Origin of the sequence: Pseudomonas anguilliseptica (assembly GCF_900105355.1) — a bacterium.
Taxonomy (GTDB): Bacteria; Pseudomonadota; Gammaproteobacteria; order Pseudomonadales; family Pseudomonadaceae; genus Aquipseudomonas; species Aquipseudomonas anguilliseptica.
On record NZ_FNSC01000001.1, the window covers coordinates 941,098 to 963,165 of the forward strand.

27 protein-coding genes, 1 pseudogene and 1 riboswitch are annotated in these 22,068 nt (G+C 62.4%); of the genes and pseudogenes, 8 read left to right on the top strand and 20 right to left on the bottom strand.

The annotated features are described in order from the left end of the window. Window positions 1-50 precede the first annotated feature (50 nt). From BLW24_RS04465 to nrdR, 13 genes are all read right to left on the bottom strand, one after another. Window positions 51-848, bottom strand: coding sequence for a cobalamin-binding protein (locus tag BLW24_RS04465; RefSeq protein WP_090377223.1), 798 nt, complete (start codon window positions 846-848; stop codon window positions 51-53). Continuing rightward, window positions 848-1,264 (bottom strand): MFS transporter, encoded by a 417-nt coding sequence (locus BLW24_RS04470; protein WP_090377226.1) that lies wholly within the window; start codon window positions 1,262-1,264, stop codon window positions 848-850. Before BLW24_RS04470 ends, BLW24_RS04465 begins: the two co-directional genes overlap by 1 nt. Then, window positions 1,261-1,881 (bottom strand): GTP cyclohydrolase II, encoded by a 621-nt coding sequence (ribA, locus tag BLW24_RS04475; protein WP_090377229.1) that lies wholly within the window; start codon window positions 1,879-1,881, stop codon window positions 1,261-1,263. Before ribA ends, BLW24_RS04470 begins: the two co-directional genes overlap by 4 nt. Window positions 1,882-2,003: 122 nt before the next feature. After that, on the bottom strand, window positions 2,004-2,651 hold the full coding sequence (locus BLW24_RS04480; RefSeq protein ID WP_090377232.1) for a retropepsin-like aspartic protease family protein: 648 nt from the start codon (window positions 2,649-2,651) through the stop codon (window positions 2,004-2,006). A 17-nt stretch (window positions 2,652-2,668) separates the two neighbouring features. Beyond that, window positions 2,669-3,397 carry a substrate-binding periplasmic protein gene (locus BLW24_RS04485; protein WP_090377235.1) on the bottom strand — a complete coding sequence of 243 codons (729 nt, stop codon included), beginning with the start codon at window positions 3,395-3,397 and terminating at the stop codon, window positions 2,669-2,671. A gap of 16 nt (window positions 3,398-3,413) precedes the next feature. After that, window positions 3,414-3,944, bottom strand: a complete 531-nt coding sequence (locus BLW24_RS04490) for a phosphatidylglycerophosphatase A family protein (protein ID WP_090377238.1) — start codon at window positions 3,942-3,944, stop codon at window positions 3,414-3,416. Beyond that, window positions 3,937-4,905 carry a thiamine-phosphate kinase gene (gene thiL / locus BLW24_RS04495; RefSeq protein WP_090377241.1) on the bottom strand — a complete coding sequence of 323 codons (969 nt, stop codon included), beginning with the start codon at window positions 4,903-4,905 and terminating at the stop codon, window positions 3,937-3,939. The genes BLW24_RS04490 and thiL overlap by 8 nt, the downstream gene beginning before the upstream one ends. Window positions 4,906-5,139: 234 nt before the next feature. Then, a complete protein-coding gene (gene nusB / locus BLW24_RS04500) occupies window positions 5,140-5,631 on the bottom strand; it encodes a transcription antitermination factor NusB (protein WP_090377244.1) in 492 nt (163 codons plus the stop codon). Further along, window positions 5,628-6,104, bottom strand: coding sequence for a 6,7-dimethyl-8-ribityllumazine synthase (gene ribH / locus BLW24_RS04505; RefSeq protein WP_087515564.1), 477 nt, complete (start codon window positions 6,102-6,104; stop codon window positions 5,628-5,630). The genes nusB and ribH overlap by 4 nt, the downstream gene beginning before the upstream one ends. Window positions 6,105-6,155: 51 nt before the next feature. Continuing rightward, on the bottom strand, window positions 6,156-7,250 hold the full coding sequence (gene ribBA / locus BLW24_RS04510; RefSeq protein ID WP_090377247.1) for a bifunctional 3,4-dihydroxy-2-butanone-4-phosphate synthase/GTP cyclohydrolase II: 1,095 nt from the start codon (window positions 7,248-7,250) through the stop codon (window positions 6,156-6,158). 12 nt (window positions 7,251-7,262) lie between these two features. Next, window positions 7,263-7,925 carry a riboflavin synthase gene (locus BLW24_RS04515; RefSeq protein ID WP_090377249.1) on the bottom strand — a complete coding sequence of 221 codons (663 nt, stop codon included), beginning with the start codon at window positions 7,923-7,925 and terminating at the stop codon, window positions 7,263-7,265. Window positions 7,926-8,092: 167 nt separating this feature from the next. After that, a riboswitch (FMN riboswitch) is annotated at window positions 8,093-8,252 on the bottom strand. Between the two features lie 117 nt (window positions 8,253-8,369). Next, a complete protein-coding gene (ribD, locus tag BLW24_RS04520; protein WP_090387627.1) occupies window positions 8,370-9,485 on the bottom strand; it encodes a bifunctional diaminohydroxyphosphoribosylaminopyrimidine deaminase/5-amino-6-(5-phosphoribosylamino)uracil reductase RibD in 1,116 nt (371 codons plus the stop codon). A 2-nt stretch (window positions 9,486-9,487) separates the two neighbouring features. Then, complete coding sequence (nrdR, locus tag BLW24_RS04525; protein WP_090377252.1) at window positions 9,488-9,952, bottom strand: transcriptional regulator NrdR; 465 nt, start codon at window positions 9,950-9,952, stop codon at window positions 9,488-9,490. Between the two features lie 116 nt (window positions 9,953-10,068). Here nrdR and BLW24_RS04530 point away from each other — a divergent pair, with 116 nt between their 5' ends. The 3 genes and pseudogenes from BLW24_RS04530 (at window position 10,069) to trxA (ending at window position 12,111) form a co-directional block, all read left to right on the top strand. Then, window positions 10,069-10,524 (top strand): YbaY family lipoprotein, encoded by a 456-nt coding sequence (locus BLW24_RS04530; protein ID WP_090377255.1) that lies wholly within the window; start codon window positions 10,069-10,071, stop codon window positions 10,522-10,524. Then, window positions 10,521-11,167, top strand: a pseudogene (locus BLW24_RS04535) (class I SAM-dependent methyltransferase). The gene BLW24_RS04530 and the pseudogene BLW24_RS04535 overlap by 4 nt, the downstream one beginning before the upstream one ends. A gap of 71 nt (window positions 11,168-11,238) precedes the next feature. Beyond that, the gene (gene trxA / locus BLW24_RS04540; RefSeq protein ID WP_090377258.1) at window positions 11,239-12,111 is read left to right on the top strand and encodes a thioredoxin; all 873 of its coding nucleotides are present in this window, start codon (window positions 11,239-11,241) and stop codon (window positions 12,109-12,111) included. A gap of 129 nt (window positions 12,112-12,240) precedes the next feature. Here the strand turns inward: trxA and BLW24_RS04545 are convergent, their stop codons facing one another. Then, the gene (locus BLW24_RS04545; RefSeq protein WP_090387628.1) at window positions 12,241-12,579 is read right to left on the bottom strand and encodes a hypothetical protein; all 339 of its coding nucleotides are present in this window, start codon (window positions 12,577-12,579) and stop codon (window positions 12,241-12,243) included. Between the two features lie 126 nt (window positions 12,580-12,705). On the opposite strand from BLW24_RS04545, the gene BLW24_RS04550 reads away from it, so the two are divergent. The 4 genes from BLW24_RS04550 to BLW24_RS04565 all read left to right on the top strand — a co-directional run bounded on the left by BLW24_RS04550 (window position 12,706) and on the right by BLW24_RS04565 (window position 15,980). Then, complete coding sequence (locus tag BLW24_RS04550; RefSeq protein ID WP_090377261.1) at window positions 12,706-13,281, top strand: DUF2796 domain-containing protein; 576 nt, start codon at window positions 12,706-12,708, stop codon at window positions 13,279-13,281. Between the two features lie 47 nt (window positions 13,282-13,328). After that, the gene (locus BLW24_RS04555) at window positions 13,329-14,039 is read left to right on the top strand and encodes an ABC transporter ATP-binding protein (protein WP_090377264.1); all 711 of its coding nucleotides are present in this window, start codon (window positions 13,329-13,331) and stop codon (window positions 14,037-14,039) included. A 145-nt stretch (window positions 14,040-14,184) separates the two neighbouring features. Next, on the top strand, window positions 14,185-15,450 hold the full coding sequence (locus BLW24_RS04560) for an ABC transporter permease (RefSeq protein ID WP_090377268.1): 1,266 nt from the start codon (window positions 14,185-14,187) through the stop codon (window positions 15,448-15,450). A gap of 8 nt (window positions 15,451-15,458) precedes the next feature. Then, window positions 15,459-15,980 carry a DUF3299 domain-containing protein gene (locus tag BLW24_RS04565; protein ID WP_090377271.1) on the top strand — a complete coding sequence of 174 codons (522 nt, stop codon included), beginning with the start codon at window positions 15,459-15,461 and terminating at the stop codon, window positions 15,978-15,980. A 266-nt stretch (window positions 15,981-16,246) separates the two neighbouring features. Here the strand turns inward: BLW24_RS04565 and BLW24_RS04570 are convergent, their stop codons facing one another. The 6 genes from BLW24_RS04570 to BLW24_RS04595 are packed head-to-tail and all read right to left on the bottom strand — an operon-like array spanning window position 16,247 to window position 21,104. Further along, window positions 16,247-17,344 (bottom strand): tetratricopeptide repeat protein, encoded by a 1,098-nt coding sequence (locus BLW24_RS04570; protein ID WP_090377274.1) that lies wholly within the window; start codon window positions 17,342-17,344, stop codon window positions 16,247-16,249. Between the two features lies 1 nt (window position 17,345). After that, window positions 17,346-18,029, bottom strand: a complete 684-nt coding sequence (locus BLW24_RS04575) for an energy transducer TonB (RefSeq protein WP_090377277.1) — start codon at window positions 18,027-18,029, stop codon at window positions 17,346-17,348. Continuing rightward, entirely contained in the window at window positions 18,029-18,439 is a 411-nt protein-coding gene (locus BLW24_RS04580) for an ExbD/TolR family protein (protein ID WP_090255761.1), read from the bottom strand. Before BLW24_RS04580 ends, BLW24_RS04575 begins: the two co-directional genes overlap by 1 nt. A 10-nt stretch (window positions 18,440-18,449) precedes the next feature. Next, window positions 18,450-18,998 carry a MotA/TolQ/ExbB proton channel family protein gene (locus BLW24_RS04585; protein ID WP_090377279.1) on the bottom strand — a complete coding sequence of 183 codons (549 nt, stop codon included), beginning with the start codon at window positions 18,996-18,998 and terminating at the stop codon, window positions 18,450-18,452. Next, window positions 18,991-20,337, bottom strand: a complete 1,347-nt coding sequence (locus tag BLW24_RS04590) for a MotA/TolQ/ExbB proton channel family protein (protein ID WP_090377281.1) — start codon at window positions 20,335-20,337, stop codon at window positions 18,991-18,993. Before BLW24_RS04590 ends, BLW24_RS04585 begins: the two co-directional genes overlap by 8 nt. Beyond that, window positions 20,334-21,104, bottom strand: a complete 771-nt coding sequence (locus BLW24_RS04595; protein ID WP_090377284.1) for a DUF3450 domain-containing protein — start codon at window positions 21,102-21,104, stop codon at window positions 20,334-20,336. Before BLW24_RS04595 ends, BLW24_RS04590 begins: the two co-directional genes overlap by 4 nt. A gap of 241 nt (window positions 21,105-21,345) precedes the next feature. On the opposite strand from BLW24_RS04595, the gene BLW24_RS04600 reads away from it, so the two are divergent. Continuing rightward, window positions 21,346-22,035 (top strand): OmpW/AlkL family protein, encoded by a 690-nt coding sequence (locus BLW24_RS04600; RefSeq protein ID WP_090377287.1) that lies wholly within the window; start codon window positions 21,346-21,348, stop codon window positions 22,033-22,035. Window positions 22,036-22,068 lie beyond the last annotated feature (33 nt).

A 22,068-nucleotide genomic window follows, 5' to 3' on the forward strand; every position in this document is an offset into this window, starting at 1 on the left:
CTTAAAACCAACGCATCACAAGCTAACCTCTACGAGCAGGAAAACCCCGGTCAGCGCGCCTCAGCCAACCGCTCACACAACGTCCCCACCGCCCCCAGCATCTGAAAGCTCGGCCGCTCCAGGCCAGCATCCGGCACCAACCACAGCTGTTTACGCTTAACTGCGGCTACCCCCGGCCAGATGCGCCAGGCATCCAGCTGCCCCTGCACGCCCGCCAGAATCACCTCGGGATTACGCTGCAGCACTGCCTCCACGCTAACCTGTGGTGCGGGCAAGGTGAGTTCGGCAAAGATATTCTCGGCCCCGCAGATACGCAGGGCATCGCTGATAATCTGCTGGCCGCCAATGGTGTACAGCGGCGTATTCCAGACCTGATAGAACAGGCGCAATGGCTGCTTGCGCTGATAACGCTGACGCAGCGCGGCCAGGCCGCTATTGAATTGCTGATGCAACTGCCGGCCTCGCTCAGCGCGGCCAACTCGCATACCGATTTCGATGAAGTTCTCCGCCAGATCAACCAGTTTGCGCGGCTCGACGATCAGCAGGGGAATCCCCATACGCTGCAGCTGCTGGCGTTGTGCGCTGCTGATGCTATCGGGCCAGAGCAGCACCAGATCGGGTTGCAGCTTGAGCAGGCTTTCTAATTCAAGCTGGCCGTAACGGCCCACAGAAGGCAACTGCGCCGCCGCTGCTGGCCGCTCGCCGCCATCGAGCAGGCCGACCAGCAGCTCGCCCGCATCCAGCTCCAGCATGATTTCAGTCAGGGAGGGTGCCAAGGTCACCACCCGTTCGACCGCCGTGGCGGGCAAAGCCAGCAACAGCAACAAACCGAGAGTGGTGGCGCGCATCAGGCGAGTTGGCGGGGAATGCGGTAGAGATACAACAGAACGATGCTGGAAATCGCCAGAAGGATCAGCGGAATCGCTTCCAGGCCAGCGAATACCGCGATGGCGGCAATCCAGGCCGGCATCGCCGCACCGAGAAAGGCCAGGCGACGCACACGTGCCAGCTCAAGCCAGGCATCGTGTTCATCTGCTGTATCGAGGGCTTTTTCCGTGGCCACCAGCGCGCGTTTGTAGGCGCTGAACAGCGGCAGGCTGACAAACATCGAAGCGAGGCCGGCGATAAACAGCGGCATGGTCAGCAGGCCGGTTTTCTGCTCGGCACCAAACAGCAGGTTGAGCACAAACAGCGGCAACAGGGTCACGGCCAGTTGCCGCCACCACTCCAGCGCCAATCGACGGCGCACTTCGCCGCGCGTCACAGGCTTTCCTCAACCTCGCCCTGATGCAGGCTGCCGAGCATATGCCCGAGTTTGCCGGCCTTGGTCGCGAGGTATTTTTTGTTGTGCGGGTTGTGATCGATCTGCAGCGGCACGCGGGTCGCCACATTGATACCCATATCGCCCAGCGCCTTGACCTTACGCGGGTTGTTGGTCATCAGCTTGAGCTGGGTGATGCCCAGGTGATCGAGCATCGGCAGGCAGATCGCGTAGTCACGCTGATCGGCACCGAAACCCAGGCGTTCATTGGCCTCAACGGTATCGGCACCGCCGTCCTGCAACTCATAGGCGCGGATTTTGTTCAGCAGACCAATGCCACGGCCTTCCTGACGCAGATAGAGCAGAACACCGCGGCCTTCACTAGCAATCGCACGCAGCGCCGCTTCGAGCTGAAAACCGCAGTCGCAACGCAAGCTGAACAGCGCATCGCCGGTCAGGCATTCGGAATGCAAACGGCCCAGTACGGGCGCGCCATCGCCCACATCACCAAAGGTCAGGGCTACATGCTCCTTGCCAGTGGCCTCTTCGAGGACGCCATGCATGGTGAATACGCCAAAGGGCGTAGGCAGCTGGGAGGCGGCGACAAACACGACGGACACCGGATGCTCCTAAAGAAAATGGGCAGGAATAATCAGGCCGGCATTGTAACAGCAGGCCTTGGCAGCCGCTTAGCCTGAATTACTGATGATAAGAATCGAGCCAACGCGAGATGATAAACACGCTAGTATTTGGACTCCAGCACCAGCACATCCTGTTCAACCTTCCAGCCAACCCGGCTAAGGAAGCTCATGCCAAGCAAGGCCTCGGTAGGCGAACCTCCTTCCAGCACCACGGCCTCGACACCCAACACCTCCAGCTCACCGACCTTCACCCGATCCAGCGTTACGCGCCAACCACGCGCAGTACCGCTGGCGGTGTTGACCTGCAAGGGCGCACCAATCACTCGGTAATCGATCCCGAGGCGGCGCGCATGCTCATCATTCAAGGCGACTGAAGTGGCACCGGTATCCACCAGAAATTGGATGGACTGACCATTGACCGAGCCTGCGATCCAGTAATGCCCACCAATGCCTTTCGCCACACTGAGCTGCTTTTTCTGCGCTTCGGCAAAACCGTCACTGTACTCGCGGCTCAGGCTGTAACTGCGTTCGACACCATCGACACGCAACACCGCGCCACGGCTGTCGGCGCTGACCACCACTACGCCGCCTGGGCCAACCTGGCCGACTTTGACCAGCTTGCGCTGGCCATCGACATTCAACACCGCCGCGCCAGGGAACAGGCCGACAACCCGTACCTGGGTGGCCGCCATCACGCCACTGCCAAGTAGCAGTGGCAGGCTCAATAACAGTATTTTCAAGGCGTACATGGAGCGTCTCGCACAGGTTAGTCAAATGGGTAAGGTTGCTGCCAACGCTGAAAAATCGGCCGCAGGCTGCCGTCCGCCACCAAACTATCCATGCGTGTGTCAAACAGTTCGGCCAGAGTTCGGCCACGCGGGGTATCGGCAAAACCCAGGTAGACCGGTAGTTTGGTCAGCTGGGTGACACGGTAGCGCTCGGGCTGACTGGCCGTGCTCAGCACATCCTCAACTTCGGTCAGGGCATCGAGATAGAAATCCACATGGCCGATTTCCAGCATGCCGAGGATACCGCTATGGCGGAGCACTTCGCGGTACTGGCGCAAATTTGGCAGATAACGCTGGTATTCATAGCCGCGCATCCAGGCTAAGCGGTATTCGCCAAGGGAATCCAGGCTAGGGATGGGTTTATCCCGCAAGCCCAGTGCAGCAATCTGATCAAAGTCGTAGTTCCAGCGCGGATAGAACACGCCCTGCTCGACTTCATTCAGGTAAGAGCCCGCCCAGGCATCGGCAGCGCCGCGCTGCACCAGGCCGATGGAGCGGGTGTAAGGCACGCTCTGGATATCCAACTGCACGCCAGCCGGCTCGAATACAGCGCGAAAAATCTCCCAGGCCATCCCGCTGCCATCGGCATGGGTATGCCCTTCCCAGGTTTCGCTGGCAATACGGATCTGCGCAGGTTCAACGGCGCACAGTGGCCCGCTGACAACGCTTATCACCAGCCACAGCAACCACCGACAGCAGCCGCCCATTAGCTATCCCTTTTGATTACCAACCCAGCGCCGCAGCCAGCCCATTGGCCCAGCCCCAGACGATCAACTGCAGGGCCATCCAGGCGAACACGCCGGCAAGCACGTCATCAAGCATGATGCCGACACCGCCGTGCACGTGCCGATCGATCCAGCGGATCGGCCAGGGCTTGAGGATGTCGAACACACGGAACAATAGAAAGCCTAGCAGCAGCCAGCCCCAGCCGTCCGGCACCAGCCAGAGGGTGATCCACATGCCGACCATCTCATCCCAGACAATGCCTTCGTGGTCGTGCACGCGCAGGTCATCGGCTACCTTGCCGCATAGCCAGAAGCCAAACAGCATGGTGATGCCAAGCATCAGCCAGTAACCCCAGTCAGGCAGCATCTGCAACAGCGGAATAAACGGCAACGCTACCAACGAACCCCAGGTGCCTGGGGCTTTCGGCAAGGTGCCGGAGCCAAAGCCGAAGGCCAGGAAATGCCAGGGGTTACGCCAGACCGAAGGCGGCACGAACTCGGCGGGGATTTGCTTGGGATGATCAGTCACTGGCACTTCCAAAATGTTGATAGCCGCTGTGTGGCTGCTGCACGGGCTGGCCTTGCGAGTCCAGCAGAGTAACGCCCTGGCCGGCCACAACACGACCAATAACTCGCACAGGCCAGCCTGCCTGCTGCAAATCCGCCAGATACTGCTCAGGCAGAGTGAATGCCAGGCGGTAATCATCGCCACCACTTAATGCGCACTGACGCGCCGCCGGCGCCCCAGCAAACGCCAGCAAGGCGGCGGACATCGGCACCTGAGCCTGCTCAATCAGCAACTCAACGCCGGACGCTGCGGCGATATGGCTACAGTCAGCCAACAAGCCATCGGAGATATCCAGCGCGGCCGTGGCCTTACCGCGCAGCGCCAGGCCCAAATCGAGCTGCGGCATGGGCGACCAGTAGCGCGCCAGCAACGGCTCGGCCACTGCGGGCTCGGCTTGGCGCTGCCCGAGCACCAGCGGCAAGGCACCAGCAGCATCGCCCAACTCACCACCGACGCAGAGCAGATCACCGATTTGCGCGCCCTTGCGAGTCAGCTCCATGCCAGTCGGCACGCGGCCGAACACGGTCAAGGTGAGACTCAAGGGACCACGGGTGGTGTCGCCGCCGATCAGGCGAATCGCACAGTGCTGCGCCATCTGATCCAGACCAGAGGCGAATGCCTGCAGCCAATTCGGCTCGGCACTGGGCAGGGTCAAGGCCAGGGTAAAACCGACAGGAGTAGCGCCCATGGCGGCCAGATCACTGACCGAAACGCCAAGCGCACGTTGCGCCAGCAGAAACGGGTCGGACGATTCAGGGAAATGCACCCCAGCGACCAGGGTGTCGGTAGAAATGGCCAACTGCTCGCCAGCTGGTACCTGCAGCAGGGCGCAGTCGTCGCCGATGCCCAATGCCACACCTTCGCCAGCCTGCGCACAGGACGCAGCGGCGAAGAACTGACGGATCAGCTCGAACTCACCCATGAGATGGCAACGATCTGCTGCGCATCGGTCCTGCTGCGTTGCAACGACCAACGGGAGTAACAGCCGAAGGCTGGCCCGAAGGGCGAGCGAAGCGAGTCAAAGCAGACTCGGAATGCTCATGTGCTACAGCACACTCCGCCTCCTCGCCTGCTTTGACCAGCCGGAGGCTGTTACTACGTAGCGCCTTGCAGGACTCTAGCTCGCAAGATCGTAAATCAAGCATCCAAACAAACCTTAACGCTTGTTAGCGCGAACTTCATCCGCGCGTAGACGCGGTGCCAGCTTGTCCAGCACGCCATTGACGAACTTGTGCCCGTCGGTGGCGCCAAACACCTTGGCCAGCTCGATGCCTTCGTTGATCACCACGCGATAAGGGATATCGATGCGGTTTTTCAGCTCGTAGGTCGACAGACGCAGGATCGACAACTCCACCGGGTCGATCTCGTCCAGCGGACGGTCGAGCAGCGACTCGAACGCGCCATCGATCTCGGTTTTCTGCCGCGGCACGCCGTGCAGAATCTCATGGAAGTAGGCACCGTCCACGGCAGTGAAATCGTTATCGACGCGGAACTGCGCTTCGATCTCGTTCAGCGATTGCCCAGCCATGTGCCAGGAGTACAGCGCCTGCATAGCCAGAGTGCGCGCCTGACGGCGCGCGAGTGTCTTGCTGCTAGGGCCTTTCTTCGGCGCTTGTGGCTGCTGCCCGTTACCGTCGTTCTGGCTCACTTGGCCTCCAACTGCGCCAGCAGGCTGACCATTTCCAGGGCGGACAAAGCAGCTTCCGCACCTTTGTTGCCGGCCTTGGTGCCGGAACGCTCAATGGCTTGCTCGATGGAATCGACAGTCAGCACGCCAAAGGCAACCGGTACGCCGAACTCCATGGACACCTGGGCCAGGCCCTTGGTGCATTCGCCAGCGACGTATTCGAAGTGCGGAGTGCCACCACGAATCACGGCACCAAGGGCGATGATGGCGTCGAAATCACCACGCTGGGCGACTTTCTGTGCCACCAGCGGGATTTCGAAGGCACCCGGCGCGCGGATGATGGTGATGTCGCTTTCGCTCACGCCATGGCGCACTAGGGCATCAACTGCGCCGCTTACCAGGCTTTCGACAACGAAGCTGTTAAAGCGGCCGACGACCAGTGCAAAGCGGCCCTTGGGGGCGATAAAAGTACCTTCGATGGTCTTCAGGGTCATAACGCGTCTCGTCTATTTAAAGAGCCGGGCCGCCAGCGGCGACCCTTGGGATTATTTGGAGGGCAAGTATTCTACAACTTCCAGATCGAAACCGGATATTGCATTGAACTTCATCGGCGAACTCATCAGGCGCATCTTGCGCACGCCGAGGTCGCGCAGAATCTGCGAACCGGCACCGACGGTGCTGTAGGTGGTCGGATTGGCGACTTTCGCCTCACCACCCAACTGGCGCTCCAGGTGAGCCAGCAGATCTGGCCCGGCCAGCGGGTTGCCCAACAACAGCACCACGCCGCTGCCATCCTTGGCCACTTCGGCCATGGCTGCACGCAGACTCCAGCGGCCCGGCTGGTTGACCATAAACAGGTCGCGCAGCGGGTCCATGTTGTGCACCCGTACCAGCGTTGGCTCTTCCGCGCAGATTTCGCCCAGGGTCAGGGCCATGTGCACGTCGTTCTCCACCGAGTCACGATAGGTCACCAGATTGAACTGGCCCAGCTCGCTGTCGAGCACCTGTTCGCTGACGCGCTCAACGGTACGTTCGTGGATCAAGCGGTAGTGGATCAGGTCAGCAATGGTGCCGATCTTGATGCCGTGCTCGGCAGCGAAGACTTCCAGCTCAGGGCGACGCGACATGGTGCCGTCGTCGTTCATGATTTCGCAGATCACCCCACTCGGCTCGAAACCGCCCATACGCGCCAGGTCGCAGGCCGCTTCGGTGTGGCCGGCACGGGCCAGCACACCGCCAGGCTGAGCCATCAGCGGGAAGATATGGCCAGGGCTGACGATGTCGTCGGCCTTGGCGTGCTTGGCGGCGGCGGCCTGCACGGTACGCGCGCGGTCGGCAGCAGAGATGCCGGTGGTCACGCCTTCTGCGGCCTCGATGGAGACAGTGAACTTGGTGCCAAAACCGGAACCGTTGCGCGGCGCCATCAGCGGCAGTTTGAGGGTTTCGCAGCGCTCGCGGGTCATCGGCATGCAGATCAGGCCACGGGCGAAGCGCGCCATGAAATTGATATGTTCGGCGGTGACGCACTCGGAGGCGATGATCAGATCGCCTTCATTCTCGCGGTCCTCGTCATCCATCAGGATGACCATCTTGCCGGCGCGGATGTCTTCGACCAGTTCTTCGATACTGTTAAGAGCCATGCTGGCGATTCCTTATTTGTTCAGGTAGCCGTGTTCGGCGAGAAAACTTGCAGTCATGCCCGAGGCCTTCGGTTCGGCGGCCTTGTCACCGAGCAGCAGACGCTCCAGGTAACGGGCCAGCAGGTCGACTTCAAGGTTGACCTGACTGCCAGGGCGATAATCGACCATGATGGTCTCAGCCAGGGTATGCGGCACGATGGTCAACTCGAACTCGGCGCCATTGACCGCATTGACCGTCAGGCTGGTGCCATCAACGGTGATCGAGCCCTTGTGGGCGATGTACTTGGCCAGCTCGCGCGGCGCGCGAATGGTGAACTGCACGGCGCGAGCGTTATCGGCGCGGGCGACAACTTCACCAACGCCATCCACATGGCCGCTGACCAAGTGCCCGCCAAGGCGACTGGTAGGCGTCAGCGCCTTCTCCAGATTGACCTTGCTACCGGCTTTCAAGCTGATAAAGGCGGTATGCGCCAGAGTTTCGCGGCTGACATCGGCCCAGAAACCATCACCCGGCAGCTCCACGGCTGTCAGACATACGCCATTGACCGCAATGCTGTCACCGAGCTTGACGTCACCAAGATCCAGCTTGCCGGTTTCCACATAGACCCGCACATCGCCACCCTTGGGCGTCAGCGCGCGGATGCTGCCTATGGCTTCGACTATTCCGGTAAACATGCCACCCCCTGCGTCGCGCCCACGGCAAAGCACTGGCGGATAACGCCAGAAGTCCGAGGCACGGAGTAAAAATCAGACATCTAAGCCAACTCCTGTTTTATAAAAAACAGGGCGCGTTTGATCGATAGGGATTTCGAGGCACGCCTGAGCACGCCTTGTTGAGGCAATCCCGCTCTCTCTTTATCCGGACTTTAACCGTCGGCCCCGGAATCACACCGGGTCTGCTGACCTTGCCCAGTGGTTTACACCACCCTGACAAGCGCTCGCGGGCTAGGCTTTGCAGCCATTACCGCCGGTGGGGAATCACACCCCGCCCTGAGAACGTTACGGCTACTTGCGCAACCGAGACGCGTTTTACCACAAATTGCCGACGCCCTGCATCGGCAAACGACAGCCTGAATGGTGTGCCATCGCTAATGACTTGTCATCGCTAATGGCCGCCCATCAAACAGCCGGCTGAGGTACCGCGATAATCCGCCAGTCATCACCGACTGCGCGCATCTCGACTATTTTCAGCGCAGGGGCATCGGCCATCCGCGCTAACGGCAGGTCGAGCAACGGCCGCGCACTGGACCCAAGCAGTTTGGGCGCCACAAACAGCTGGTACTCATCCACCAGGCCCAGACGGGCAAACGCCCCGGCCAGACGCGGCCCGGCCTCCACCAGCACCTCATTAGCGCCACGACTGGCCAGTTCGACCAGCAGCCGACGCAAGTCAACATGCCCGTTGCTGCCCGGTACGGCCAATAGTTCGTGTCCATCGTCCAGATAGCGATCACGCGCCGAAGCCGCCGCGCAGGTCGCCACCATGGCGGCACCAGCCTGAAAGAACGGCACGCTGAGCGGCACGCGCAAACGCCCATCGACCAGCACTCGCAGCGGTGGACGAGTCTGCGCCAGGGCTCTCAGCTCGGCGCCCAGGCCCAGCTCATCGGCGCGCACAGTCAGGCGCGCATCATCAGCCAGCACCGTGTCGGCACCGGTCAACACCGCGCTGGAACGGGCGCGCAGGCGCTGCACCGCGGCACGCGCGGCCGGGCCGGTAATCCACTGGCTTTCGCCGCTGGCCATGGCAGTGCGCCCATCCAGGCTCATCGCCAGCTTGACCCGCACAAACGGCAGGCCTTGTTCCATTCGTTTGATAAAGCCGGCATTCAGCGCCCGCGCTTCAACCTCGAGCACGCCGCTCTGCACCGCAATACCGGCGTGCATCAAGCGCAGCAGGCCATCACCACCGACCTGCGGGTTAGGGTCCTGCATGGCGGCTACGACGCGGGTGATACCGGCATTGATCAGCGCATCGGCGCACGGAGGCGTGCGCCCATGATGGCTACAGGGTTCCAGGGTGACGTAGGCGGTTGCGCCACGGGCCTTTTCGCCGGCCTGGCGCAGCGCGTGTACTTCGGCGTGCGGCTCGCCTGCGCGGGCATGCCAGCCTTCGCCAACAATGCGCCCATCACGCACGATCACGCAGCCAACGCGCGGATTGGGGTGGGTGGAGTACAGGCCTTTACGGGCCAGCTCCAGCGCGCGAGCCATAAAGGCGTGATCTGAATTCATCGTCAACCTTTGACAGGTTCGCGGGACAGACGGTCGATTTCCTCACGGAACTCGTTGAGGTCTTGAAAGCGGTTGTACACCGAGGCAAAACGGATATAGGCGACTTCATCGAGCTTCTGCAGCTCCCCCATGACCAGCTCACCGAGCACCAGCGATTTGATCTCGCGCTCGCCGGTGGCGCGCAGCTTGTGTTTGATATGGGCGATGGCCGCTTCCAGGCGCTCGATACTCACCGGACGCTTCTCCAGCGCACGCTGCATACCAGCGCGCAGCTTGTCTTCATCGAAGGGTTGGCGACTGCCGTCCTGCTTGATCAGACGCGGCATCACCAGTTCGGCGGTTTCAAAAGTGGTGAAACGCTCTTCACAGGCCTGGCATTCACGCCGACGACGCACCTGCTCACCCTCGGCAACCAGGCGCGAGTCGATCACTTTGGTGTCATTGGCACCGCAGAAGGGACAGTGCATAAATAAAGCTAGCCTTAGGACGAAAGAGGCCATGGTAGCGCATCCCGCGGGCAAGACAAGCCGAGGGCTTTGCGGTATACAGGCGCCCATGCAAACCAGCGAAGTTGATGCCTACCATGAAAGCCCCTAAGCCGCTGCAACCGCTGATTCTTGTGAGTCTGACCGCGCTGCTGGCGGCCTGCGCCAGCGACAGCCCGCCGCCCGTAAAACCCACCTTGCCCGCCCCTGTTCAAGCCCCTGCGGACGTGGCGCCACTGCCGGCCTATCAGCGCGAACTGAGCGGCAGCCTGATGAATGTACCCAACGCAGCGGATATCGAGCTGGCCCTGCTGGCCGTCGATCAACGCGGCCGGCCGCAAGCGCTGCTGGGCAATATCCAACTGCGCGGCACCGGTAACCCGCTAGCGTTTCGCTTGCCGTTCAATCCGGAAACCTTCAACAAGCACAGCCGCATTGAGCTACACGGCCGCGCCAATCAGGCCGGCCGGCTGATTCTGCGCCTGCCTGCACAGCCCATTGCGCGCAGCGAAACCCAGGCCCTCGGCAAGTTGCGCCTGGTGCCGGCGCCATGACCGCACCGGCCGAATTGCAGGCTGCGCTCAGCGAACTGCTGGGTGACGCCCAGCTCAGCACGCAAACCCTGCCCGGCACCGCGATCAAGCTGTGGCTGATAGACCCAGCCAATATGGATCGCTGTTTTAGCCCGGAAGAAACCCGCCTGATCCTCGAAGAACCGCCCTACTGGTGCTTCTGCTGGGCTAGCGGTCTAGTGCTGGCGCGCTGGCTGGCCGAACACCCCGAGTGGGTAAGTGGCAAGCGCGTGCTGGATTTCGGCGCAGGCTCTGGCGTGGCGGCAATTGCCGCAGCCAAAGCCGGAGCCCTGGAAGTGGTGGCCTGCGACCTCGACCCACTGGCGATTGCGTCCTGCCAGGCCAACGCCAAGTTAAACGATGTGGAGCTGAGCTACTCGACGGACTTCTTCGCCGAGGCCGACCGCTTCGACCTGATTATCGTCGCCGACGTGCTCTACGACCGCGCTAACCTGCCGCTGCTCGACCAGTTCCTCAGCCGTGGACGTGGAGCGCTGGTGGCAGATTCGCGGGTGCGCGACTTTCAGCACCCGCTGTATCAGCGCCTCGGCGTGCTCGAAGCCTGTACCTGGCCGAGCCGGCTGAGTTTCGCCATGTCAGCCTGTACCACGCCGAGCGCAGCTAGCAGCCCTTGTATCCATCAGACCCAACCCGCATTTATAGTCCATCCCTTTTTTCGCAGCGCCGAGACCGATCATGAGCACTTCCCCTTACATCGTTGATATCGCAGGCAGCGCCAGCTTTGAACAGCTGGTGATCGAGAACTCCTTCCAGAAGCCGGTACTGGTGGATTTTTGGGCCGAGTGGTGCGCGCCGTGCAAAGCACTGATGCCGCTGCTGGCGAAGATCACCGAGGAATACAACGGCGAACTGCTGCTGGCCAAGGTCAACTGCGATATCGAGCAGGACATCGTTGCGCGCTTCGGCATCCGCAGCCTGCCGACCGTGGTGCTGTTCAAGAATGGCCAGCCGGTGGACGGCTTTGCGGGTGCGCAGCCGGAGTCGGCGATTCGCGAGATGCTCAAGCCGCATGTGGCCGAACCAGCTCCTGCGGCTGCCGACCCGATGGAAGCGGCGCAGGCGCTGTTCAGCGAAGGCCGCTTTGCCGACGCCGAAGCGCTGCTCAAGGTGCTCCTGACAGAAAACAATGAACACGCTGCCGCACTGATTCTCTATGCGCGCTGCCTGGCTGAGCGCGGCGAGCTGGGCGAAGCCGAAGCGGTGCTGGGCACAGTCAAAGGCGATGAACATAAACAGGCGCTGGCCGGTGCCCGTGCGCAGCTGACCTTCCTGCGCCAGGCCAGCGAGCTGCCGGACGTCGCCAGCCTGAAAACCCGCCTGGCGCAGAACGCCGATGATGATGAAGCGAGCTACCAGCTCGCGATCCAGCAACTGGCGCGTCAGCACTACGAACCGGCGCTGGAAGCCCTGCTCAAGCTGTTTATCCGCAACCGCAGCTACGCAGACGGCCTGCCACACAAGACCCTGCTGCAAGTCTTCGACCTGCTGGGCAATGACCACCCGCTGGTCACGGCCTACCGTCGCAAGCTGTACCAGGCGATTTACTAGACAGCCCCTCGCGGCCAAGGCCCCTCCCACGAGAACAGCGAGTCCTGTGGGAGGGGCTGGGCGACACACCGTTTTAGCCGCGATAGGCCAGGTGTTCGATCACCTACCCCGGCGCTGCGTCAGCACCTATTAACCCACCCAGTGATAGATCGGCGCATCAACGCCGGTTTCCATGCGCACCTGCGCGCAGTGGCGCAACCGCACCAGCAGGCGCTTACCCGCCGCCTCACCACCCGCCAGACCGGCCAGCTGCCCGAGCAGCTGCGGCCCGTCGATCTGCCCCGCCTGGCGCAGCAACTCCAGCGTGGTTTGCCACAACGCATCATTGGTCACTGGCGCGGCAGCTACTGTCGGCGCAGGTGCCGCCTCAAGGCTCACGTGCTGAGCCAGTTGCGCCCAATCCTGCGTATCCAGCTCAACCGTCAGGTCCACCGGCCAGGCACCGATCTGCCCACGAATTCGCACCATCATTCTGCCCTCAGCTAATCAGCCGCCATGCTCCCACGTCCATTGCAGGTCGCCAAGCAAGGCTGGCCATGCACACCATAAAGTTGTTATAACGTAACAAGTAATTTCCCCCAAACGGAGACCACCATGCGCCGCCTGCTACTTGCCCTGCCTTTCGCCCTACTGCCCTTTGCCGCCCTTGCTGCTGAACACAGCCATGAACACGACCATGATCACGCCGAGCACGGCAGCCTGGATGCCCATGAACATGGCGCGGCACAGCTGAATGTGGTGCTTGACGGCAAGATGCTGCACTTGCAGCTGGATAGCCCGGCGATGAACCTGGTGGGCTTCGAGCATGCCGCCAAGACTGACGCCGACAAAGCCAAGGTTGCAGCTGCGCGCAGCCAGCTGCAACAACCGCAGGCGCTGTTCGGCGTGAACGCTGGCGACTGCAATATCAGCAAACAGGAGCTGGAAAGCCCACTTTTTGCTGAGCATAAGCACGAAGAACACCATGAGCACGACCATGGCAGCGAGCACAGCGAGATCCACGCGCACTACAGCCTCGACTGCCAGAAGCCTGAAGAACTAAAACAACTCGACCTCGGCGAGCTGTTCAAGCGCTTCCCCGCCACCGAGAAAATTCAGGTACAACTGATCGGCCCGAATGGCCAACTGGGTCTGGAGCTGACGCCCGCACAGCCGACCCTGAGTTTCTAACCACCTTTTTGCAGCAGAACGGCCGGGGTAACCCGGCCGCTTACTTTATGAGTTCAGCCCTGATCCAACTGTCCCACCTCGGCTTTGCCTGGCCCGGCCAGCCCGAGCTGCTGGACATTGACACGTTCACCCTGCAACGCGCCGAAAGCCTGTTTCTCAAAGGCCCCAGCGGCAGCGGCAAGACCACCTTGCTGGGCCTGCTCGGCGGCGTACAGAAACCCAATCGCGGCAGCATCCGCCTGCTCGATCAGGACCTCAGCGCACTGTCCGCCAGCGCCCGCGACCGTTTCCGCGTCGATCACACCGGCTACATCTTCCAGCAGTTCAACTTGCTGCCGTTTCTCTCGGTGCGTGAGAACGTCGAGCTGCCTTGCCATTTTTCCAAACTGCGCGCCAGCCGCGCTGTGCAGCGCCATGGCAGCGTGGCCAAGGCCACCAACGCCCTGCTCGCCCACCTGGGCTTGCACCAGCCGGAGTTGCTGCAGCGCCGCGCCGGTGATCTGTCGATCGGCCAGCAACAGCGCGTGGCGGCGGCGCGTGCGCTGATCGGCCAGCCTGAGTTGGTGATCGCCGATGAACCCACCTCGGCGCTGGATGCGGATGCCCGCGAAGCCTTTCTCGAACTGCTGTTCGCCGAATGCCGCGAAGCGGGCTCCAGCCTGCTGTTTGTCAGCCACGACCAGAGCCTGGCGCGCTTATTCGACCGCAGCCTGTCGCTCGCCGAGCTGAACAAAGCCACTCGCCCCGCAGACCATTGAGAAACTACCTACGTTGTCGATACGGCGTTAAAAACAGACTCGAAATGCTCATTTACACCAGTAAACTCCGCTTTCTCCCCTGTTTTTGCCTTGTCTCGGCTGCCTCGCCTACGTTTCTCAACGGCCTGCTCACGGAGATTTAAGGATGTATCTACTGCGCCTCGCCCTCGCCAGCCTGGGCAACCGCCGCTTTACCGCCTGGCTGACGGTGTTCGCCATCGCGCTCTCTGTATGCCTGTTGCTCGCGGTCGAGCGGGTACGCACCGAAGCTCGCGCCAGCTTTGCCAACACCATCAGCGGCACCGACCTGATTGTCGGTGCGCGTTCGGGCAGCGTGAACCTGCTGCTTTATTCGGTATTTCGTATCGGCAATTCCACCAACAATATTCGCTGGGACAGCTTCGAGCAGTTTGCCAAGCACCGTCAGGTCAAATGGGCCATCCCGATCTCGTTGGGCGACTCGCACCGTGGCTATCGGGTAATGGGCACCAGCCCGGCGTACTTCGAACACTATCGTTATGCCCGCAGCCAACAACTGCAGCTGAGCAGCGGCCGCGCCTTTGCCGATGATCCGTTTGAAGTGGTGCTCGGCGCGGAAGTGGCGCAAGCGCTCAATTACCAGCTCAATCAGGAACTGGTGCTGGCCCACGGCGTGGCCACCATCAGCCTGGTCAAGCATGACGACAAACCGTTCAAGGTGGTCGGCATCCTCAAACGCACCGGCACCCCAGTGGACCGCACCCTGCATATTTCCCTGGCCGGAATGGAAGCCCTGCACGTCGACTGGCAGAACGGCATGCCGGCACGCGGCGCGGCCAAAGTCAGTGCCGAGCAGGCGCGGGCCATGGACCTGCAACCCAAGCAGATCACCGCCTTTCTGCTAGGCCTCAATAGCAAGATTGCCACCTTCAGCCTGCAACGGGAGATCAACGAATTTCGTGGCGAGCCGCTGCTGGCAATCCTCCCTGGCGTGGCGCTGCAGGAGTTGTGGAGTCTGATGGGTACCGCCGAGAAGGCGCTGTTTGTGGTTTCACTGTTCGTAGTGCTAACCGGGCTGATCGGCATGCTTACGGCGATTCTCACCAGCCTGAACGAACGCCGTCGGGAAATGGCGATTCTGCGCTCGGTCGGCGCACGGCCCTGGCATATCGCCAGCCTGCTGATCGTCGAAGCTTTTGCCCTGGCCTTGGCTGGCGTACTGCTCGGTTTGCTGTTGCTGTACCTGGGCATCGCCGGGGCGCAGGGCTATGTGCAGGCGAATTACGGCCTGTACCTGCCACTGAATCTGCCAACCCGCTATGAGTGGACGCTGCTCGGCGCTATCCTGAGCGCCGCCCTGCTGATGGGCTGTGTACCGGCCTGGCGCGCGTACCGCCAGTCCCTGGCCGATGGCTTATCGATCCGTTTATGAGGCTTTACATGCACCGCTCTCTGCTCGCCACTCTGCTGCTTACCCTGGCCCTGCCGCTGGCTGCCGCCGAGGTGCGCGAGCTGACCTGGTCGGAAATGGTCCCGGCCGACGCACCGCCACAAGTCACTGAACCGGCACCGATCCACGACCTCTCGCAGCTGGCCGACGCACTCGCCGAATCCGGCCCGGCGGCCATGCAGCAATCGCCTGCCGCGCCGGTGGTGCAGGCGCTGGATGGCCAATCGGTAAAACTGCCGGGCTATATCGTGCCGCTGGATGTCACCGATGAAGGCCGGGTGACCGAGTTCCTGCTGGTGCCGTACTTCGGCGCGTGCATCCATGTACCGCCACCGCCGTCGAACCAGATCGTCCACGTCACCAGCGAGCTGGGTGTGCTGCTGGATGCGCTGTATCAGCCGTTCTGGATCGAAGGCCCGCTCAAGGTTGAACAGACCAGTAGCGAACTGGCCGAAGCGGGCTACCAGATGGAGGCGGAAAAGATTTACGCCTATGAGCTGCCGGATAGCTGAGGACCTATTTACGATCTGCTGCGCGTCGGCCTTGCTGCGTTAAAAAAAGGCTCGGAAAGCCCTTGCGGCTAACGCGCTTTAGCGCGACCCGAAGGGCGAGTGAAACGAGTAGTGCTCATGTACAAAAGTACACTCCGCTTCCTCGCCTATTTTCGCCTTGCAGGACTCTAGCTCGCGAGATCGTAAACAGGCTCTAGGCAGCCCAGAGGACAAAAAAGCCAGACTCCAGGTCTGGCTTTTTATTGGGCGTAACCAGTCGGTAGCAACTAGCCGGCGCTGGCGATGCGCTTGTCACGCTGATAACTCAGCTCACTCTCCGCCCACTGGCGCCGGGCGCGCACCTTGCTGCGTTCGGCACCGGCACGTTCGGCCTTGGCCAGGGCGTCGAGTCCGGCTTGCCAGCGCGCCTGCTCCAGTTCCAGCTGGGCCAGGTGCAGCCAATGCTTGGCCGCGCCCGAGCGTTGCGCCAGGTCACGGAACACCAGCGCGGCCTGACCCCGTTCACGGGCTTGCCACCAGAGCAGCCCCAATCGTTCCTCACGGGCACTGGTGCGCGGCAACAGGCCCTGATCGAGCATGCCGGCGAGCAGCTTGGCGCCCTGCCAGGGTTGATCGGCCGCGCCGGCCAGCAGCACCAGGTTATCCAGCTCGCTTTCGCTGAACCGCAGGCCCTTCTGGTAGGCGGCGCGCAAGGTCGCCAACGACTTGTCATGGCTTCCGCTCAGCTGCTGCAAGGCCGCCAGCTGACGCCAGCCCTGGCTGTTATTCGGCTGGCGTGCGAGCAACTGGCGCTGCCAGCGCTCGGCGGCTGGATAGCGTTTAACGTCCGCATTTATTGCGACTAAGAACTGCAACCAGCTGTCGGCGGCCTGCGGATTGGCCTGCACATAGCGCTCGGCCAGCGGCAGCGCCTTGGCCGGCTGGCCGAGGCCCTGATAGGCCTGCACCAGCATCTGCAGCACCTCTTCATTGGCGTTGGCCTGCCCCGGCGCGAGCAGGGTCACGACGCGGGCGTAGCGGCGCTCGACCAGATTCAGGCGGGCCAGGTTCAGCTCTTCGGCAGCCTGCAGCTCGGCATCCAGCTTGCCGCTCTTCAGTACCTTTTCCAGCAACTCGATGGCCTGGGCATTCTGCCCCTCGGCCCAGGCCAGATAACCGCGGCTGCGCCACAGCAGCGCTTCTTCCAGGCTACCCGGCGTGCCCTTGGCGGCATCCAGAGCACGGCGCGCGGCGGCGTAGTCGCCTTTCTTCTGTGCGGTCTGCGCCGTATCCAGCGCGCGAAACACGCCCGGATCAACACTCTGCCCAGCGGCATGCGCAGCACCTGCGCCACACAGCGCGATCAGCAACAGTAGTCGATACATATCAGCGACCTCCTTCCAGGCGGAAGTACAGGGTTTTCACTGCTTCACGGGCCACTGCCAGGCCGCTCTCGGTACGCGGTGCAAAACGCCAGCGCACGGCGGCGCGGCGCGCTTCGCGTTCAAATACGTTCTGCGGGCTGGCTTCAATAACGCGCAGGTTTTCCACCGCGCCAGCACGATTGATGGTGAACGCCAGTTTCACATGCCCCTCAATGCCGCGCTGCAAGGCGTAGCGCGGGTAATCCGGGCTGACATCGTTGAGCGGCATCACTTCACTTTCCGGGCCGCCGGGCTGACCACCGGCATCGCTCGGGGCGGGCGCACTGGGCGCCGAGGCGCCTGCCGCCAGACCAGTCAAACTCGGCGTCGGCGCGCTGTTGACGGCGATGCCGCTGCTCAGGCTCGGCACGGGCAGATCCAGGGCCGGCAGGTTGGCGCTTGGGGTAGCCGTCATCGGCGTAGACGGCGTTTGGGTTTGCGGCGGTTGCGCTTGCGGCGGTTGCGGTGCCTGCTGGCGAGTGCGCGTCGCGGTATCGCTGGAGTCGCCGTCGAGACGGACGAAATTGGCCACCGTCAGCGGTTCCTCACTCGGCTTGCTGCTGGGCGGCGCGACCATGTAGAGCATCAGGCCGAACAGCGCCAGCGCCATCACACAGGCCGCGACAAAAGACAGTGGCAAACGCATCAAAGCGCTCCCGCCGTAGCGGCCAAGGCCACGTCATGCACACCGGCCAGGCGCGCCTGATCCATCACCTGCACCACCAGGCCGGTACGCGCGTCCTGATCCGCCTGCACCACCACGGCGCCGTCCGGCTGGTCGACGCGCATGCGCTCGACATGGGCGCGCACGCTGCGTACGTCGACGACTTTCTTGTCCATCCACACCTGCCCATCGGCGGTGATGGCGATAAGGATATTGCCTTTGTCCTGCGGGCTGGCGGTTTCCGCCTGGGGCCGCTGCACTTCGACGCCGGCTTCCTTGATAAAGGAGCTGGTGACGATAAAGAAGATCAGCATGATAAAGACCACGTCGAGCATCGGCGTCAGGTCGATGCCGGTGTCTTCGTCTTGCTGGTGGTGACGGCGCATTCTCATGTGTCGAATCTCAGTCGTGACGCAGCTGGTCAGCCAGCCGCTCTAGGGCCCGGCGCGCATCGCGTTCGAGGCGCGCCAGGCTGAACAATCCACTAATCGCCAAGACCATGCCGGCCATGGTCGGCAGAGTCGCCTGCCAGACCCCGGCCGCCATGCCACGCGGGTTACCGGTGCCATTGATGGCCAGCACGTCGAACACCGCGACCATGCCACTGACCGTGCCGAGCAAGCCCAGCAGCGGGTACATCGCCACCAGGGTCTTGCTCAAGCGCAGCGGGCCGAGCAGGTGCTGCTGCGCCTGGGCCAGCCAGGCACTGCGCACCGCGCGCTGCCAGTTGCCAGTGTCATCGCTCAGCACCTGCTGCCAGGCCTGACGGCGCTCGCTGACCCACTCCGGGAACACCCGGCGCATGTACCAGAAGCGCTCGAATACCAGGGTCCAGAACACCACGCACAGGCCAGCCAGCGCCCACATCACCACGCCACCGGCGCTCATGAAGTCGAGCAAGGCATGGCCGCTGTCGACCAGGCGCAACCACAGCGCCAGCCAATCAGTCACGGCGCGGCGCCCCGGACAGGTGCAGGGCAATCAGCCCGGCGCTTTGCTGTTCGAGCAGTTGAATCAGCCCCTTGCTGCGGCTGGCCAGCAGGGTGTGCAGGAACAGCAGCGGAATCGCCACCACCAGCCCCAGCACCGTGGTCACCAGCGCTTGCGAGATACCGTCGGCCATCAGCCGCGAATCGCCACCACCGCCCTGGGCAATCGCCTGAAAAGTGACGATCATCCCGGTCACGGTGCCGAGCAGACCGAGCAGCGGCGCCACGGCGCTAAGCAGCTTGAGCAGGCCCTGGCCTTTCTCCAGCGGCGGGGTTTCCAGCAGGATCGCCTCGTCGAGTCTCAGCTCCAGGGTTTCCAGATCCGCCAGCTGCGGTTTCGGCCCCAGCACACCGATGATCCGTCCCAGCGGGTTGTCGGCACGCGGCGCGCTGAGGTCATGCATCTGCGCACTGACGCCACGGCCTACGCGGGTCAGGTAGACCATGCGCCAAACAGCCAAAAGCAGACCGAACGCACCGAGCAGGAGAATCACCCAGCCGACCAGGCCGCCCTGCTGTACGCGATCCCACAGACCAGGCTCGCGCTGCAACTGCGCCAGCAAGGTGCCACGGCTGGGGTCCACCGGCAGGCTGGCGACTGCGGCGCTGCTGTCCAGATAATCCGCGACCTGGCCCAACCCGGACGGCTGACGCGGCGGCGCCAGCAGCTCGCCAGCATCGGCGTCATACCGCAGGAAGGCATCGGCGCCGTAGGCGGAAAACGCGCCGACCCGCAGTACATCCTGCGCATTGCGCGTGCCGTCGGCAGCGACCACCGGCAATTGCAGTTGTTCAACCCGGCCGCTGGCGGTGAGGTCTTCGAGCAGCAGCATCCAGTAGCCATCGAGGTCGGCGGCAGACGGCAGCGTGCGGCTTTCGGCCAGCGCCTTGAGGCGCGCCAGGCGCTCGGGGTACTGGGCGTTGAGCAGGCTGTCCTGCCACTGGCCGGCGACATCACCGGCACTCTGGCGGACCACGCCAAACAATTCGCCGAGATGACCGGCGCGCTGGCTGAGGAGTTTTTCCTGTTCGGCCAATTCGGCCTCCTGACGATCAAATTCGGCCTTCAGTCGCTCGGCTTCGGCCTTCTGTGTGGCCAGGGCGCTGCGCGCAGTGGCCAGCAGTTGGGCACGCTCGCCGCGCTCGGCAATAAAGGCCTGCTCGCGGCTTTGCATGGCGCTGACTTCAGCCGCGCGCTCACTGCGAATACGTTGCAGTAGTTGATCCGGGCTCAGCGGCTCGGCAGCGCCAGCCAGGGTGGGCAGCAGGGCCAGGGTAAAGGCGAGAACACGACGATTCATGGCTTGGCCTCCAGCGCCAGGGTCTTCACGGGCAGGTCAAGCACGGCCGGGGCCTGCTCCTGGCGGGCAATCGCAATGGCTTGCCGCAACGGGCGGCGGGCGCTGCCGTCGAGCAGCTGCCAGCTGCGGGTTTGCGGGTTCCACCAGCCACTTTCATGACCATCGAGGGTCTGGAAATACAGCATCACACGGCCCAGACGGAGGAACTCGACGCTACGCGACGAGCCTTCACTCGGCAGCTCACCGCGCCAGGCTTCCAGGGTGCGGCCGTAGTCGCTCTCCACCTGATAAGCCTCAAGGATGCGTCGGTATTTCTCGGCCAGGCTGACATCCGCACGCGGCAGCAAGTCCTGCAACTGGGCCAGGCGATCGCTGCGCTCATCCGGCAGGAACGGCAGGTCAGCGGCAATAAACTCACCCAGTACCTCGACCATGCGGCGCATCTGTGGCGTTACCGCCTCCTGAGTGCGCTCGATGCCATCCAGCTGCTGCTGATAGCCAGCCAGCTCTTTGCGCTGCGCGGCTACCAGCTCGCGTAACTGAGCGTTATAACCTTGCAAAGCCTCGGCCTGCTGCAAGGCATTGCGATACTCGGTGAGCATTTCCCGACTGGCATCATCGAGTTGCTCGACGCGCGCCTGCGAGGCCTTGGCATCAGCGGCCAGTTGCTGACTTTCATCCAGCGCGGCATCCAGAGGAGCCGCTGCGAGCGACGCACTGGCCAGAACCAGAGCGACTGCCAGCAGGCGCTTCGGCAGAGGGATCATGGGGCATTCCTTGTTAAGAGAACGTGCATAAAGAGAACCATTATCAACTGCCTCACACCTCTCAAGCAACCCGCGTGAAGCCCTCAGTGAGGGCAAAAGCGCGGCACACCACGCCTCTCATGGCCTGCAAAAGAATATTTAGATAGCTAGCTACTTTATTGAGCTGGATCAACAGTCGTTTTATCCGCGCCCCTAACATCGTACTCAGCCAATACGAACCGATGCTTTATGGGAGCACATCATGCGTACTTCACTGTTTACCGCTTCACTGCTGGCCCTGGCCATTGCCGCCCCACTGGCGCACGCGCACCAGGCTGGCGACATCATCGTGCGCGCCGGTGCCATCACCGTTGATCCGCAGGAAAGTAGCAGTGACATCTGGGTTGGCGCACTCGGCACTGATCTAGCCGGCACCAAAGCGACCCTGGACAGCGACACCCAGCTGGGCCTGAACTTCGCTTACATGCTGACCAACAACATCGGCATTGAGCTGCTGGCGGCCACGCCGTTCAGCCATAACGTCGGCGTTAAAGGCATGCCTGGTGGTGGTTTCGCCGGCCTGAATGGCAAGCTGGGCGAACTCAAGCAACTGCCGCCGACCTTGAGCGTGGTGTACTACCCAATGGATTCCAACTCGGCTTTCCAGCCCTATGTCGGTGCGGGTATCAACTACACGTGGTTCTTCGATACCAAGCTGAGCAGTGCAGCGGAAGACAAAGGCTTTAGCGGCCTGGACATGAAGGACTCCTGGGGCCTGGCCGCGCAGGTAGGCATGGACTACATGCTGACCGACAACATCATGCTCAACGCCCAGGTGCGCTACATCGATATCGAAACCACCGGTACCACCCACATCCTGGGTGACAAGGTGAAAGTCGATGTGGACGTAGACCCGTTCGTTTATATGGTTGGCCTGGGCTACAAGTTCTAAGCCCTCAGCCATAAAAAACCGGCCCTCGCGGCC

What these genes read in the sequence shown, in the direction of transcription:
- BLW24_RS04530 (WP_090377255.1), top strand. Translation starts at nt 10,069, where the DNA reads ATGAAAGCCCCTAAGCCGCTGCAACCGCTGATTCTTGTGAGTCTGACC.
- BLW24_RS04480 (WP_090377232.1), bottom strand. Translation starts at nt 2,651, where the DNA reads ATGTACGCCTTGAAAATACTGTTATTGAGCCTGCCACTGCTACTTGGC.
- ribBA (WP_090377247.1), bottom strand. Translation starts at nt 7,250, where the DNA reads ATGGCTCTTAACAGTATCGAAGAACTGGTCGAAGACATCCGCGCCGGC.
- BLW24_RS04550 (WP_090377261.1), top strand. Translation starts at nt 12,706, where the DNA reads ATGCGCCGCCTGCTACTTGCCCTGCCTTTCGCCCTACTGCCCTTTGCC.
- BLW24_RS04595 (WP_090377284.1), bottom strand. Translation starts at nt 21,104, where the DNA reads ATGATCCCTCTGCCGAAGCGCCTGCTGGCAGTCGCTCTGGTTCTGGCC.
- BLW24_RS04545 (WP_090387628.1), bottom strand. Translation starts at nt 12,579, where the DNA reads ATGGTGCGAATTCGTGGGCAGATCGGTGCCTGGCCGGTGGACCTGACG.
- BLW24_RS04560 (WP_090377268.1), top strand. Translation starts at nt 14,185, where the DNA reads ATGTATCTACTGCGCCTCGCCCTCGCCAGCCTGGGCAACCGCCGCTTT.
- nrdR (WP_090377252.1), bottom strand. Translation starts at nt 9,952, where the DNA reads ATGCACTGTCCCTTCTGCGGTGCCAATGACACCAAAGTGATCGACTCG.
- BLW24_RS04575 (WP_090377277.1), bottom strand. Translation starts at nt 18,029, where the DNA reads ATGCGTTTGCCACTGTCTTTTGTCGCGGCCTGTGTGATGGCGCTGGCG.
- BLW24_RS04555 (WP_090377264.1), top strand. Translation starts at nt 13,329, where the DNA reads ATGAGTTCAGCCCTGATCCAACTGTCCCACCTCGGCTTTGCCTGGCCC.
- trxA (WP_090377258.1), top strand. Translation starts at nt 11,239, where the DNA reads ATGAGCACTTCCCCTTACATCGTTGATATCGCAGGCAGCGCCAGCTTT.
- BLW24_RS04515 (WP_090377249.1), bottom strand. Translation starts at nt 7,925, where the DNA reads ATGTTTACCGGAATAGTCGAAGCCATAGGCAGCATCCGCGCGCTGACG.
- BLW24_RS04465 (WP_090377223.1), bottom strand. Translation starts at nt 848, where the DNA reads ATGCGCGCCACCACTCTCGGTTTGTTGCTGTTGCTGGCTTTGCCCGCC.
- BLW24_RS04580 (WP_090255761.1), bottom strand. Translation starts at nt 18,439, where the DNA reads ATGAGAATGCGCCGTCACCACCAGCAAGACGAAGACACCGGCATCGAC.
- ribD (WP_090387627.1), bottom strand. Translation starts at nt 9,485, where the DNA reads ATGAATTCAGATCACGCCTTTATGGCTCGCGCGCTGGAGCTGGCCCGT.
- BLW24_RS04565 (WP_090377271.1), top strand. Translation starts at nt 15,459, where the DNA reads ATGCACCGCTCTCTGCTCGCCACTCTGCTGCTTACCCTGGCCCTGCCG.
- thiL (WP_090377241.1), bottom strand. Translation starts at nt 4,905, where the DNA reads ATGGGTGAGTTCGAGCTGATCCGTCAGTTCTTCGCCGCTGCGTCCTGT.
- BLW24_RS04570 (WP_090377274.1), bottom strand. Translation starts at nt 17,344, where the DNA reads ATGTATCGACTACTGTTGCTGATCGCGCTGTGTGGCGCAGGTGCTGCG.
- ribH (WP_087515564.1), bottom strand. Translation starts at nt 6,104, where the DNA reads ATGACCCTGAAGACCATCGAAGGTACTTTTATCGCCCCCAAGGGCCGC.
- BLW24_RS04485 (WP_090377235.1), bottom strand. Translation starts at nt 3,397, where the DNA reads ATGGGCGGCTGCTGTCGGTGGTTGCTGTGGCTGGTGATAAGCGTTGTC.
- BLW24_RS04600 (WP_090377287.1), top strand. Translation starts at nt 21,346, where the DNA reads ATGCGTACTTCACTGTTTACCGCTTCACTGCTGGCCCTGGCCATTGCC.
- BLW24_RS04590 (WP_090377281.1), bottom strand. Translation starts at nt 20,337, where the DNA reads ATGAATCGTCGTGTTCTCGCCTTTACCCTGGCCCTGCTGCCCACCCTG.